Here is a 13,431-nt window from a genome sequence, read left to right on the forward strand (position 1 = left end):
ACCAGACTCCACCTTAGCCCCGTGGGCCCGGAGCTGGTTATAAGAGACCGCCCCCCCCCCCACCGCCAGGACCCCGCCATGAGCCGACTGTCGCGGATCGTGCCGTCGCGTACCACGCTTGCCTTCGCCGTCTCCGCCGCCCTGCTGGCGCCGCCCCTTCTCGCGCAGGAGACCGCCACCACCCTGGACGCGGTGCAGGTCACCGCGCAGCGCAAGGTCGAGAACATCCAGGACGTGCCGGTGTCCATCACCAGCATCAGCGCCGAGAAACTCGACGTGCTGGGCTCGGGCGGCACCGACATCCGCTTCCTGTCCGCGCGCGTACCCAGTCTCAACATCGAGTCCTCGTACGGCCGCGCGTTCCCGCGCTTCTACATCCGCGGCCTGGGCAACACCGACTTCGACCTCAACGCGTCCCAGCCGGTTTCGCTGGTCTACGACGACGTGGTCCAGGAGAACCCGCTGCTTAAGGGCTTCCCGCTGTTCGACATCGAGCAGGTGGAAGTGCTGCGCGGACCGCAGGGCACCCTGTTCGGCCGCAACACGCCGGCCGGCGTGGTCAAGTTCGATTCGGTGCGGCCGTCGCAGGAACTGGACGGCTACGCGCAGCTGGCCTACGGCAGCGATGCGATGGTCAATTTCGAGGGTGCGGTCGGCGGCGCGCTCGGTGGCAACTGGTCGGCGCGCGCCTCGGCGCTGTACCAGCGCCGCGACGACTGGGTGACCAACACCTATCCCGGCCCCAACGACGGTTTCGAGGGTTACGACGAGTCCGCCGCGCGCGTGCAGTTCCTGTACGAGAGCGATGCGTTCGAAGCACTGTTCAACCTTCACCGGCGCGACCTCAACGGCACCGCGCGCCTGTTCCGCGCCAACATCATCGAGCCGGGCAGCAACCGCTTCGTGCCCGGTTTCGACAAGGACGAGGTGTCGCTGGACGGCGTCAACTTCTCCGACCTGGAAACCTGGGGCGGCAGCGCGCGGCTGCGCTGGGACTTCGGCCAGTTGAGCCTGCATTCGATCACTGGTTACGAGACGCTGGAATCGCTCAACCGCGGCGACATCGACGGCGGCTACGGCGCGGCATTCCTGCCGCCGGGCATGTCCGGCCCGGGCTTCATTCCGTTCGCCTCCGAATCGGCCGACGGCATTCCCGACCACTCGCAGGTCACCCAGGAATTCCGCCTGGAGTCGGACTACGGTGGACGCTTCGACTGGCAGGCTGGCTTCTTCTGGTACCGCGAAGACCTGACCATCGACAGCTTCAACTACGACTCGCTGTCTCCGGGCAACCCGCGGGCCGGCCACGCGGTGCAGGAGCAGGAGAACACGGCCTGGGCGGTGTTCGGCTCGGCCGAGTACGCGGCCACCGACAAGCTGAAGCTGCGCGCCGGCGTGCGCTACACCAAGGACGAGAAGGATTTCTCGGCCACCGTGCTGGAAGGCGCGCCGTTCGGCGCGCCGGTGGGCGGTCCGTACACGGTCGACACCGACGTGGATGACGTCAGCTGGGACGCCAGCGCGGTCTACGAGGTCAACGAGGCGGTGAACCTGTACGGTCGCGTGGCCAAGGGGTTCCGTGCGCCTTCGATCCAGGGCCGCCTGCTGTTCGCGTCGGCGGCCGCGCCCAACGGTGGCGTGTCCACGGCCGACTCGGAGTCGGTGATCTCCTACGAGGCGGGGATCAAGGCCGACCTGTTCGACCGCCGCGCGCGCGTGGGCTTCAACCTGTTCCGCTACGATGTCAGCGACCAGCAGCTGATCGCCGTCGGTGGTGGCGCCAACGTCGCCACGCTGCTCAATGCCGACAAGACCATCGGCCAGGGCATCGAGCTGGACCTGGAGGCGTGGCTGGCCGAGGGGCTCTTGCTGACCTGGGGCAGCAGCTACAACGACACGCGGATCCAGGACGACGACCTCGCCGTGGCCGTCTGCGGCGGCGGCTGCACGGTGACCGATCCGACCACCACGATCGGCGGCGGCACCTACGCGCTGATCGACGGCAACTCCTTGCCGCAGGCACCGGAGTGGATCCACAACCTGACCCTGCGCTGGGGCATCCCGCTGAGCGAAGGCGAGCTGTACTTCTTCACCGACTGGGCCTATCGCAGCGAGGTCAATTTCTTCCTGTACGAATCGCCCGAGTTCCGCGGCCGGTCCTCGCTGGAAGGCGGCCTGCGCGTGGGTTACGGCTGGGGCGACGGCGCCTACGATTTCGCATTGTTCGGACGCAACATCACCGACCAGACCCGGATCGTCGGCGGCATCGACTTCAACAACCTGACCGGCTTCATCAACGAGCCGCGGACCTTCGGCGCGGAGTTCAGGCTCAACTTCTGAGCCACGCCACCGGCCGGCAGGTCACCCTGCCGGCCGGTGGCCACGCTGACGTCGCCCTCTACCGCAGGATCCGCATTCGATGACCCCCACCTTCCGGCCGCGCTGGTTCGTCGCCGGCGACCTCAACGGTTTCTTCGGCCTGGTGGTCGACAACCTGTCGATCCTGGGCTTCATCGCCCTGGCCCTGGTCGGGATCTTCGGATTCCCGGCCGAGGTCGTGTACACGAAGATGTTTCCCGGTACCGCGCTGGGCGTGCTGGTCGGCAACCTGGCCTATACCGCGATGGCGCGCCGGCTGGCGATGCGCACCGGCCGCGACGACGTCACCGCGATGCCGCTGGGCCTGGATGCGCCGACCAGCATCGGCATGGCCTTGCTGGTGCTCGGTCCGGGCTTCCTCGCGTTCCGCCAGCAGGGCATGGACGCGCAGGCCGCGGCGATCGCCACCTGGCAGCTGGGCATGGCCTCGCTGGTGGTGATGGGCCTGCTCAAGCTGGCGCTGTCGTTCTGCGGCGATGCGATCACCCGCTGGGTGCCGCGCGCGGCGCTGCTGGGCTCGATCGGTGGCGCGGCGCTGACCCTGCTCGGCTTCCTGCCGCTGGTCGAGACCTTGCGCTCGCCGGTGGCGGGGCTGGTGACGTTCGGCCTGCTGCTGTACGTGCTGGTGGCGCGCGGCCGCCTGCCGGTGCGCCTGCCCGGCGTGCTGGTGGCGCTGCTGGTCGGCACGACGCTCTACTACGCGCTCGGCCTTGCCGGGCTGGGCATGCCGGGGTTCGCGCTGCCGCAGGGCGTGACCCTGACCTTCGCCCTGCCGGTGCCGACGCTGCATTTCATTGATGGCCTGCCGGCGACCGTACCTTACCTGCCGCTGCTGCTGCCGTTCGGCCTGCTGATGGTGGTGGGCGGGATCAACGTGGCCGAGAGCGCGCGCGCGGCCGGCGACGATTACCGTACCCGCGACGTGCTGCTGGTCGAGGCGCTGTCGACCCTGGTCGCCGGCGTCTGCGGCGGCGTCGCGCAGACCACGCCCTACATCGGGCAACCTGCCTACAAGCACATGGGCGCGCGGCACGGCTATACCTTGCTGGCGGGCGTGTTCGTCGGCCTCGGCGGCGTGTTCGGCTACCTGGCCGGGCTGGTGCAGTGGCTGCCGATCGCGGTGCTGGCGCCGATCATCGTGTACGTGGGCCTGGACATCACCGTGCAGGCCTTCCAGGCCACCGAGCGCCGGCACGCGCCGGCGGTGGCGCTGGCGTTCCTGCCCTCGATCGCCTACCTGCTGGTGATCAAGCTGGGCAACCCGGCATGGATTGCGCCGGAACACCACGCCGCGCTGTACAACGCCGGCGACGGCCATGGCCTGCCGGAACTCGCGGCGATCGTCACCCTGGGCAACGGGTTCATCATCACCGCGATGCTGTGGAGCACCGCGCTGGTGGCCATGATCGACGGCCGCACCCGCCGCGCCGCGGGCGTGCTGCTGCTGGGCGCGGCGTTGACCCTGTTCGGCCTGGTCCATTCGGTGGATCCGCGCGGCGGCATCTACTGGCCGTGGACCCTGGAAGGCCTGCCGAAGCTGATCGCCTGGCAGTTCGCGGGGGCGTACGTGGTGCTGGCCGCACTGCTGGCGCTGCTTTCGCTGCAGAAGGAGCGTCCGGGCTCGGCCTGAGACGGATGCCCGCGTGGCGCAGCACCGGCGCGCATGGCTGGCAGCGGTCCGGCGGTATGCTGTCGTTCCGGACCGACGTGGCGCCTGCATGACCCCGACACCTGCCGCCTCGCCCGTCCTTGAGCCGACCGTGTTCCAGCAGGTGTTGCGGGCACCGTTCTTCAACCTGCCCGATTCGTTGCGCGCGCTGCATTCGATCCGCGGGCGCGGCCAGTACGCCGGCCGGGTCGGCGTCGAGCGCGGCACCCATCCGCTGGCGCGGCTGTGCGCGGCCATCGCCGGGCTGCCGCCGTCGATGGACGATGCGCCGCTGCAGGTGGAGTTCACCGCCGCCGCCAAGGGCGAAACCTGGCGTCGCGATTTCGGCGGTCATCCGATGACGTCGCGGCTGCGCTGCCGCAAGGGCCTGCTCTGCGAACGACTCGGCCCGATCCAGTTCCGCTTCCTGCTGCACACCGCCGATGGCGCGATCTACTGGAACGTGGATGGCGTGCGCCTGCTGGGCCTGCTGCCGCTGCCGGTGGCGCTGTTCGGCCGGGTCCAGTGCCGCGAGCGCGAGCACGAGGGACGCTACGAGTTCCGGGTCGAGGCGACGCTGCCGCTGGTGGGTCCGCTGATCCGCTACGAGGGCTGGCTGGAGCCGGCCTGATCCGGATCCGTGTGTGCAGCGGGTTCCCCGTTCGCTTCACCGTCCAGCAGGAAGGCCAGCTTGCGCTCCCTCGGCAACTGCTTGATCGCCCATTCCGCCCGTGACGCCGCGGCGCGATCCGGATACGGGCGGCTGCCGAGCAGGCGCACCGGCGGATTGGCCCGGGTGTAGCGCGCGCCGGTGCCCGCGGCGTGCGCGCGGTAGCGTGCGTCCACGTCGGGGCTGATCCCGGCATAACAGGCGCCATTGCGGCACAGGAGGAGGTACAGGTACCAGGGGCGGCTTTCGCGCATGGCCGGCATTATCGGCAAGGCCGGCGCTGAATGCCGATCTCACGCGCTCTTGAAACACCCGGGTGCAACCTCATCTGGGTAGCATTGCCGGCCCCGCCGGCCACTCTTTCGAGGGACCTCCGATGCGGATGGACAAGCTCACCTCGCGTTTCCAGCAGGCGCTGGCCGACGCGCAGTCGCTGGCCGTGGGCCGCGACCACAACCTGCTCGAACCGGCGCACGTGCTCACCGCGCTGCTCGACCAGTCCGGTGGCAGCACGCGCCCGCTGCTGGCCCAGGCCGGCGTCAACGTGCCGCTGCTGCGCGAGCGCCTGGGCGAGGCGCTGGAAAAGCTGCCCAAGGTCAGCGGCCAGGCCGGCAACCTGTCGGTCGGCAACGACCTGACCCGCCTGCTCAACCTGACCGACAAGCTGGCCCAGCAGCAGGGCGACCAGTTCATCGCCAGCGAGTGGTTCGTCTTGGCTGCGCTCGAGGATGGCGGCGCGGTCGGGCAGGCGTTGAAGGCCGCCGGTGCCAACAAGGCGAAGCTGGAGGCGGCGATCGCGAAAATCCGTGGAGGCGAGACCGTGCAGTCCGAGAATGCCGAAGACCAGCGCCAGGCGCTGGAGAAGTACACCATCGACCTGACCGCGCGCGCGGAGTCGGGCAAGCTCGACCCGGTGATCGGTCGCGACGAGGAGATCCGCCGCACGATCCAGGTGCTGCAGCGCCGGACCAAGAACAATCCGGTGCTGATCGGCGAGCCGGGCGTGGGCAAGACCGCCATTGTCGAAGGCCTGGCCCAGCGCATCGTCAATGGCGAGGTGCCCGAGGGGCTGCGCGGCAAGCGCGTGCTTTCGCTGGACATGGGCGCGCTGATCGCCGGCGCCAAGTTCCGCGGCGAGTTCGAGGAGCGCCTGAAAGGCGTGCTCAACGACCTGGCCAAGAGCGAAGGCCAGATCATCCTGTTCATCGACGAATTGCACACCATGGTCGGGGCCGGCAAGGCCGATGGCGCGATGGACGCGGGCAACATGCTCAAGCCCGCGCTGGCCCGGGGCGAACTGCACTGCGTCGGCGCCACCACCCTGGACGAGTACCGCCAGTACATCGAGAAGGATGCCGCGCTCGAGCGCCGCTTCCAGAAGGTGTTCGTCGGCGAGCCGAGCGTCGAGGACACCATCGCGATCCTGCGCGGCCTGAAGGAGCGTTACGCGGTGCACCACGGCGTGGAGATCACCGATCCGGCGATCGTCGCGGCCGCGACCCTGTCCAACCGCTACATCGCCGACCGCCAGCTGCCGGACAAGGCCATCGACCTGATGGACGAGGCCGCCTCGCGCATCCGCATGGAGATCGATTCCAAGCCCGAGGAACTGGACCGCCTGGAGCGCCGCCTGATCCAGCTCAAGATCCAGCGCGAGATGCTGAAGAAGGAGAAGGACGAGGCCTCGAAGCAGCGCCTGGCCGACCTGGAAAGCGACATCGACAAGCTCGGCCGCGAGTTCTCAGACCTGGACGAGGTCTGGAAGTCCGAGAAGGCTGCGCTGCAGGGTGCGACCCGGATCAAGGAGCAGATCGAAGCCGCGCGCCTCGAGCTGGAAAGCGCCCAGCGTCGCCAGGACTACGCGAAGATGAGCGAGATCCAGTACGGCACGCTGCCGACGCTGGAAAAGCAGCTGGCCGCCGCCCAGGAAGCCGAGCAGAAGGAATTCAGGCTCGTGCAGGACCGGGTGACCGAGGAGGAGATCGCCGAGGTGGTCTCGCGCTGGACCGGCATCCCGGTCAACCGGATGCTGGAAGGCGAGCGCGAGAAGCTGCTGCGCATGGAGTCCGACCTGGGCCGGCGCGTGGTCGGCCAGGAAGAAGCGATCCGGGTGGTCTCCGACGCGGTGCGGCGTTCGCGCGCCGGACTGTCCGATCCGGACCGGCCGATCGGCTCCTTCCTGTTCCTGGGCCCGACCGGCGTGGGCAAGACCGAACTGTGCAAGGCGCTGGCCGAGTTCCTGTTCGATTCGTCCGAAGCGATGGTCCGCATCGACATGAGCGAGTTCATGGAGAAGCATTCGGTGGCGCGCCTGATCGGAGCGCCCCCGGGTTATGTCGGCTACGAGGAGGGTGGTTACCTGACCGAGGCGGTGCGCCGCCGGCCGTATTCGCTGATCCTGCTCGACGAGGTCGAGAAGGCGCATCCGGACGTGTTCAACATCCTGCTGCAGGTGCTCGACGACGGCCGCCTGACCGATGGCCAGGGCCGCACCGTCGACTTCCGCAACACCGTGATCGTGATGACCTCCAACCTGGGCTCGCACCAGATCCAGGAGCTGTCCGGCGACGGCAGCGCGGAGGCCTACACGCAGATGAAGGCGGCGGTGATGGGCGTGGTCCAGGCGCATTTCCGCCCGGAGTTCATCAACCGGCTCGACGACATCGTCGTATTCCATCCGCTGGACAGGGAGCAGATCACGTCGATCGCGCGGATCCAGCTGCGCGGGCTGGAGAAGCGCCTGGCCGAGCGCGGCCTCAAGCTGGACCTGTCGGAAAAGGCGTTCGAGCTGCTCGGTAATGTCGGTTTCGACCCGGTCTACGGCGCCCGCCCGCTCAAGCGTGCGATCCAGGCCCAGATCGAGAACCCGCTGGCGCAGAAGATCCTGGCCGGCGAGTTCGGTACGGGCGACATGGTGAGGGTCGACGCCGAAGGCGGCCGCCTGGTGTTCGCCAAGGGCTGAGCGCAAACGCGCGCATGGAGCCGGGCTTGCCCGGCTGCCCCCGTCGGTCGGAGCCTCATGGCGGGAAGAAGGGCAGCGGGGCAAGCCCCGCTCTATGGAGTTGCCGGTCCACAACGGTGACGGCCGCCCTGGGGGCGGCCGTCCGGGGAACGCGGCGGCGCATGTACGCCGCGTTGCCAGCTCACTCCAGCAGCGAGCGCAGCATCCACGCGTACTTCTCGTGGATCTGCAGGCGCTGGGTCAGCAGGTCCACGGTGGGGTCGTCGCCGGCGTCGTCGGCGGTCTTGAGCACACCGCGCGCGGTGCGGCACACCGCCTCGTTTCCGGACACCAGTTGCCGGACCATGCCCTTCCAGTCCGGCACGCCGGTGGCGCCTTCCTCCTCGCGGATCGAGGTCAGGCGGATGAACTCGGCGTAGGAGCCGGGCGCGTTGAAGCCCAGCGCGCGGATGCGCTCGGCGACCTCGTCCAGCGCGTTCCACTGTTCGGTGTACTGGACCATGAACATCGCGTGCAGCGAATTGAACATCGAACCGGTGACGTTCCAGTGGAAGTTGTGCGTCTTCAGGTACAGGGTGAAGGCGTCGGACAGGTAGCGCGACAGGCCTTCGGCGATCTCCTTGCGATCGGCGGCGCCAATGCCGATGTCGATCCGCGAGGTCGAGGCCACCGGGTTCAATGCCTTGGCCTTGGCCTTGGCCTTGGCGGTGGGGGTGCTGCTCTTGGCGGACTTGGTCTTGGCCATGGTTCGCTCTCTCCTTGGGGGTGGGTCCACAGGTCAAAGGCGGGACTGTCACAATAGACAGTAGTCCCCATTACGTTATGCAAATTTTCACACGGCACCATAGATGGAATCGATCCCTCCCGAACTGAGCAGGATCCTCGAAGCCGGACGGCACGCGCTCGACCAGGGCATGGGTCGGGATCGCGGGCGCCTGCACGGCCTGTGGTCGCGCTGGCGCGGGAAACCGGCCGACGCTGCGCTGCGCGAACGGTTCGAACAGGCGCTGGCCGCCTCGGCATCCGTGCGCCGGGCGCGTGCAGCCAACGTGCCGCAGGTGACGGTCGACGCAGCGCTGCCGATCGCCGCCGAGGCCGAACGCATCGTCGCGCTGATCCGCGAGCACCCGGTGGTGGTGGTGGCCGGCGAGACCGGTTCGGGCAAGACCACCCAGCTGCCCAAGCTGTGCCTGGCCGCTGGTCGTGGCGTGGCCGGCATGATCGGCTGCACGCAGCCACGCCGGATCGCCGCGCGCGCGGTGGCCACGCGCGTGGCCGAGGAACTGAAGACGCCGCTGGGCGGGCAGGTCGGCTACCAGGTGCGCTTCACCGACAACGTCGGCGAGGACACCCGCATCAAGTTCATGACCGACGGCATCCTGCTGGCCGAGATCGCCTCGGACCGCTGGCTGTCGAACTACGACACGATCATCGTCGACGAGGCGCACGAACGCAGCCTCAACATCGATTTCCTGCTCGGCTATCTCAAGCAGCTGCTGCGCAAGCGTCGCGACCTCAAGATCATCGTCACCTCGGCAACGATCGACACCGCGCGCTTCTCCAGGCACTTCGACGATGCGCCGGTGGTCGAGGTCGCCGGGCGCACCTATCCGGTGGAGGTGCGCTACCGGCCACCGGGCGGCACGGGGGCCGAGCCCATCGTCGCCAGCGCCCGCCAGGAGGCGCCGTCGCCGAAGGGAAGGAAGGATGCCGACGCCGCACGCCGTGGCCGCGAGGATCGCGAGCTCGATCCGCTTTCGTCGATCACCGCCGCGATCGACGAGATCACCGCTGCCGATCCGCGCGGCGACGTGCTGGTGTTCCTGCCCGGCGAGCGCGAGATCCGCGACCTGCACCGCATGCTGGAGAAGCGCCAGTACCGGTCCACCGAAGTGCTGCCGCTGTACGCGCGGCTGTCGGTGCGCGACCAGGACCGGGTGTTCAATCCCGGCCCGCCAAGGCGCATCGTGCTCGCGACCAATGTCGCGGAGACTTCGCTGACCGTGCCGCGGATCCGCTACGTGGTCGACCCGGGCGATGCGCGGATCAAGCGCTACAGCCCGCGTTCCAAGATCGACCGCCTGCACGTGGAGCCGGTCAGCCAGGCCAGCGCGAACCAGCGCAAGGGTCGCTGCGGCCGCGTCTCCGAAGGCGTGTGCTATCGCCTGTACGCGGAAGCGGATTTCCTCGCGCGCCCGGAGTTCACCGATCCGGAGATCCGCCGTTCCAGCCTGGGCGGGGTGATCCTGCGCATGCTCAGCCTGGGCCTGGGCAGGATCGAGGACTTCCCGTTCCTTGAGCCACCGGACGAGCGCGCCATCGCCGACGGCTGGCAGCAGCTGGTCGAGCTGGGCGCGATCGAGGAGGCGGCCGACGGCCAGCGTCGGCTGACGGCGAGCGGCCGGCAGATGGCGCGGTTGCCGGTGGACGTGAAGCTGGCGCGGATGCTGGTCGCCGCGCAGGCGCACGGCTGCCTGCGCGCGATGCTGCCGATCGCCGCCTTCCTGGGCGTGCAGGATCCGCGTGAGCGTCCGCCGGAGGCGCGCGAGGCGGCCGACAACGCGCATGCGCAGTTCGCCGACCCGCGTTCGGAATTCGTCGGCATCCTGCGCCTGTGGCAGGGCTACGACAGCGCGCACGAAGAGCTGACGCAATCGAAATTGCGCGACTGGTGCGGCAAGCGCTTCCTCGGGTTCCTGCGCATGCGCGAATGGCGCGAGCTGCATCGGCAGCTCAAGCTGCTGTGCGTCGAGCTGGGCTGGCGCGAGGAAGCGGCGGAGGCGGCGGTGCTGCCGCTGCTGGCAGGCGCGCCGGCGACGGACGAGCGCGGCGGTGCGTCCGCCCGTCCGACCCGTGGCGAGCTGCATCGCGCGGCGCGGCTGGCGCGCGAAGGCAAGTCCGTCACGCCGGTCGCGGCGCAGGCGCCTGCATCGGTGCCCAAGCACGCTGCTGCCGAGCCGGCTTCGCGCTTCAGCGCCCGCGAGCGCGCTGCCGCCTACCAGTCCCTGCATCGGGCGCTGCTCGCCGGCATGCCGACCCAGGTCGGCCATCGAACTGAGAAAGGCGACTACGAGGCGCCGCGCCAGCGGCGGTTCCAGCTGTTCCCGGCCTCGCCGCTGGCGAAGAAACCCCCGCCGTGGGTGCTGGTGGCCACGCTGCTGGACACGCAGAAGGTGTGGGGCTTGACTGCAGCCGCGATCGAGCCGGACTGGGCCATCGCAGAACTCCCGCACCTGCTGGCGCGCAAGCATTTCGATCCGCGCTGGTCGCGCGCGCAGGGCAATGTCCTGGCCTCCGAGCAGATCAGCCTGTTCGGGCTGGTGCTGGCGCCCAAGCGCCCGGTCCACTACGGCCGCATCGATCCACCCGGCGCGCATGAGCTGTTCGTGCGCCAGGGCCTGGTCACCGGCGAGATCGACACGAAGGCCTCGTTCCTGGCGGCCAACCTCAAGGCCCTGGAACAGGCGCGCGAGGAGGAAGCCAAGCTGCGCCGCGCCGGCCTGGTCGCCGACGAAGGCTGGCAGGCACGCTGGTACCTGGACCGGATTCCGGGCGAGATCCATTCCGCCGCCGGACTCGATGCCTGGTACCGGGCACTGGTGCAGGAACGCAAGTCCTCGCTGCGCTGGACGACGGACGACCTGCTGCCGGGCGAGGGCGGGCAGGAGGACCTGTACCCGAAGTATTTCGCGCTCGGCGATGCGCGGCTGCCGCTGCACTACCGCTTCGAACCGGGCGCGGCCGACGACGGCGTCACCCTGGAGGTGCCGCTGCCCTTGCTCAATGCGCTCGATCCGGCGCGGTTGTCATGGCTGGCGCCGGGCTTCGTCGCCGATCGCGCCGCTGGCCTGATCCGCAGCCTGCCCAAGGCGGCGCGGCGCAACTACGTCCCGGCACCGGATTTCGGGCGCGCGTTCTTCGAAGCCTTCGTCCGGCCTTCCGCCGATGCGATGCCCGGCGAGCTGGCGCGGTTCCTCTCGCGTGCCACGGGCGTGGCGGTGTCGGCGCTGGACTTCGACGAAGCGGCGCTGGAGCCGCACCTGCGCATGAACCTGCGCCTGCGCGAGGCGCCGGACCGTGGCGGTCAGGTGCTGGCCGAATCACGCGACCTCGATGCGCTGCGGGCGACGTTCGGCGAGCGCGCCGGTCGTGCGTTCGCGGCGCGCGCCGGTCGGGCGCTGGCCACTGGCCCGGCCGAGCTGCGCGATTTCCCGGCCGAGCCGATCCCTGACCAGGTGGCGGGCGAGGCGGGCGTGCCGGGTTACCCCGCGCTGGTCGACGAGGGCGAGCATGCGGTGCTGCGCGTGTTCGCCGATCGCGCCCAGGCCCTCGCGGCGCATCCGCGCGGGGTCGAGCGCCTGCTGCGTATTGCCCTGGCCGACAAGGTGCGGCAGGCGCGCAAGCAGCTGCCGGTGTCGCCCAAGCTGGGCCTGCTCTACGCGGCGATCGAGCAGTTCGGCACCGGTCCCGAAGCGAAGGCGCGGGAGAAGGAGCAGCTGCGCGCCGACCTGGTCGAGGCCGCGCTCAATGCGGTGCTGGCCGAGGGGCTGGACGGCATCCGCGATACGAAGGCATTCCAGCGTCGCGCAGAGGCCGCGTCGCGGCAGCTGTTCGGCGAGGCGATTTCGCGCCTGCAACTGGCCGAGCAGGTCCTGGCCACGGTGGCCGAGCTGAAGCCCAAGCTCGAGGCGCCCTTGATGGGCTGGGCGCGCGGCAACCTGGACGATTTGCGTGCGCAGCTCGATGGCCTGGTCCACCCCGGCTTCCTGCGCCGGACGCCGGCCGAGGCGCTGGCCCAATACCCGCGCTGGCTCAAGGCGATGGTGTTGCGCGCCGAACGCGCGCTGCGCGATCCGGCCCGCGACCAGGCACGGATGCTGGAACTCAAGCCGTTCGCCGATGCGCTGGCAGGCGCACGGTCGCGCGGCGAGGGCGACGCGCCCGGCTGGCAGGCGCTGCGCTGGGAACTGGAAGAGCTGCGCGTGTCGCTGTTCGCGCAGGAGCTCGGTTCACGCGGCGGCATCTCGCCGAAGAAGCTCGCGCAGCGGCTGGCGTCGCTGCAGTAGCGGCGGCGGGCACCGGCATGATGCCGGCGCCCGCGTCGGCTTACTTGATCCGTCGCACCTTGGCCGGCGTGTTGTAGCCGTCGATGCGCAGGAACCAGACATTGAGCAGGCCGGGCTTGATCGTCACCGCCGGATCGGTCCGCTTCACGCCTTCAAGGCGTGCCGGTTCCATCTGTTCCCATACCTGGCCGTTGGCCAGCGTGTACTTGTTGCCCTTGGCGAAGCCGCGGAACTCGCCGACGAGGGTGCTCTTGATCGGTTCCTCGGAGCCGAAGTCGAAGAAGCCGCGGTTGGTTTCCTTGACCTCCTTGCGACCTTCCTCGCGCGCTTCCTCGCGGATGCGTTCGATCTCGCTTGCGCTCAGCGCGGCCGCACCGGCGGCGACGGCGGCACCCGCAGGCAACGGTGCGGATGCGGGCGCGGACACAGGCGCCGAAGCGGTGGCCGCGGCGGTCGTGCCGCCTTGCTGGCGCTGGATCCAGTCGTGCAAAGCGGCCAGTTCGGCGGGGCTGAGCTTGTGCAGGCCGGCGGCCTTGAATTCATCCGGCGTCATCTGCTGCTCCATCACCGTCTGGCCCGATGACTGCGCGATGGCGGCGGAGGTGAAGGCGGCAAGGCAAAGCGCGACGAGCAGGACGGACCATATCGGCGAAGAGCGACGTTCCATGCTTGTTCCTCCGAGGTGTTGGCCGCTAGTGTAGACGGC

The 13,431-nt window shown here is 69.4% G+C and carries 8 protein-coding genes; 5 read left to right on the top strand and 3 right to left on the bottom strand.

Annotated elements, in window-relative coordinates; translation table 11 throughout:
• Nucleotides 1-78 precede the first annotated feature (78 nt).
• From CSC65_RS13845 to CSC65_RS13855, 3 genes are all read left to right on the top strand, one after another.
• Nucleotides 79-2,340, top strand: coding sequence for a TonB-dependent receptor (locus tag CSC65_RS13845; protein WP_162411172.1), 2,262 nt, complete (start codon nt 79-81; stop codon nt 2,338-2,340).
• 79 nt (nt 2,341-2,419) lie between these two features.
• Nucleotides 2,420-4,009: a SulP family inorganic anion transporter gene (locus tag CSC65_RS13850; protein ID WP_162411173.1), complete on the top strand. Its 1,590-nt coding sequence runs from the start codon at nt 2,420-2,422 to the stop codon at nt 4,007-4,009.
• Between the two features lie 88 nt (nt 4,010-4,097).
• Entirely contained in the window at nt 4,098-4,658 is a 561-nt protein-coding gene (locus CSC65_RS13855) for a DUF4166 domain-containing protein (RefSeq protein WP_162411174.1), read from the top strand.
• On the opposite strand, the gene CSC65_RS13860 is transcribed toward CSC65_RS13855, so the two are convergent.
• Nucleotides 4,631-4,951 (bottom strand): GIY-YIG nuclease family protein, encoded by a 321-nt coding sequence (locus CSC65_RS13860; RefSeq protein WP_162411175.1) that lies wholly within the window; start codon nt 4,949-4,951, stop codon nt 4,631-4,633. The two genes, CSC65_RS13855 and CSC65_RS13860, sit on opposite strands and share 28 nt — an antisense overlap.
• A 122-nt stretch (nt 4,952-5,073) precedes the next feature.
• On the opposite strand from CSC65_RS13860, the gene clpB reads away from it, so the two are divergent.
• Nucleotides 5,074-7,659: an ATP-dependent chaperone ClpB gene (clpB, locus tag CSC65_RS13865; protein ID WP_162411176.1), complete on the top strand. Its 2,586-nt coding sequence runs from the start codon at nt 5,074-5,076 to the stop codon at nt 7,657-7,659.
• A gap of 181 nt (nt 7,660-7,840) precedes the next feature.
• Here the strand turns inward: clpB and CSC65_RS13870 are convergent, their stop codons facing one another.
• A complete protein-coding gene (locus tag CSC65_RS13870) occupies nt 7,841-8,404 on the bottom strand; it encodes a Dps family protein (RefSeq protein ID WP_162411177.1) in 564 nt (187 codons plus the stop codon).
• Between the two features lie 103 nt (nt 8,405-8,507).
• Here CSC65_RS13870 and hrpA point away from each other — a divergent pair, with 103 nt between their 5' ends.
• The gene (gene hrpA, locus CSC65_RS13875; protein WP_162411178.1) at nt 8,508-12,725 is read left to right on the top strand and encodes an ATP-dependent RNA helicase HrpA; all 4,218 of its coding nucleotides are present in this window, start codon (nt 8,508-8,510) and stop codon (nt 12,723-12,725) included.
• A 40-nt stretch (nt 12,726-12,765) separates the two neighbouring features.
• Here hrpA and CSC65_RS13880 read toward each other — a convergent pair whose 3' ends face one another.
• On the bottom strand, nt 12,766-13,392 hold the full coding sequence (locus tag CSC65_RS13880; RefSeq protein WP_162411179.1) for a hypothetical protein: 627 nt from the start codon (nt 13,390-13,392) through the stop codon (nt 12,766-12,768).
• Nucleotides 13,393-13,431 lie beyond the last annotated feature (39 nt).

This window comes from Pseudoxanthomonas daejeonensis (genome assembly GCF_010093205.1).
GTDB lineage: Bacteria > Pseudomonadota > Gammaproteobacteria > Xanthomonadales > Xanthomonadaceae > Pseudoxanthomonas > Pseudoxanthomonas daejeonensis.

What these genes read in the sequence shown, in the direction of transcription:
- CSC65_RS13855 (WP_162411174.1), top strand. Translation starts at nt 4,098, where the DNA reads ATGACCCCGACACCTGCCGCCTCGCCCGTCCTTGAGCCGACCGTGTTC.
- CSC65_RS13845 (WP_162411172.1), top strand. Translation starts at nt 79, where the DNA reads ATGAGCCGACTGTCGCGGATCGTGCCGTCGCGTACCACGCTTGCCTTC.
- CSC65_RS13870 (WP_162411177.1), bottom strand. Translation starts at nt 8,404, where the DNA reads ATGGCCAAGACCAAGTCCGCCAAGAGCAGCACCCCCACCGCCAAGGCC.
- hrpA (WP_162411178.1), top strand. Translation starts at nt 8,508, where the DNA reads ATGGAATCGATCCCTCCCGAACTGAGCAGGATCCTCGAAGCCGGACGG.
- CSC65_RS13860 (WP_162411175.1), bottom strand. Translation starts at nt 4,951, where the DNA reads ATGCGCGAAAGCCGCCCCTGGTACCTGTACCTCCTCCTGTGCCGCAAT.
- clpB (WP_162411176.1), top strand. Translation starts at nt 5,074, where the DNA reads ATGCGGATGGACAAGCTCACCTCGCGTTTCCAGCAGGCGCTGGCCGAC.
- CSC65_RS13880 (WP_162411179.1), bottom strand. Translation starts at nt 13,392, where the DNA reads ATGGAACGTCGCTCTTCGCCGATATGGTCCGTCCTGCTCGTCGCGCTT.
- CSC65_RS13850 (WP_162411173.1), top strand. Translation starts at nt 2,420, where the DNA reads ATGACCCCCACCTTCCGGCCGCGCTGGTTCGTCGCCGGCGACCTCAAC.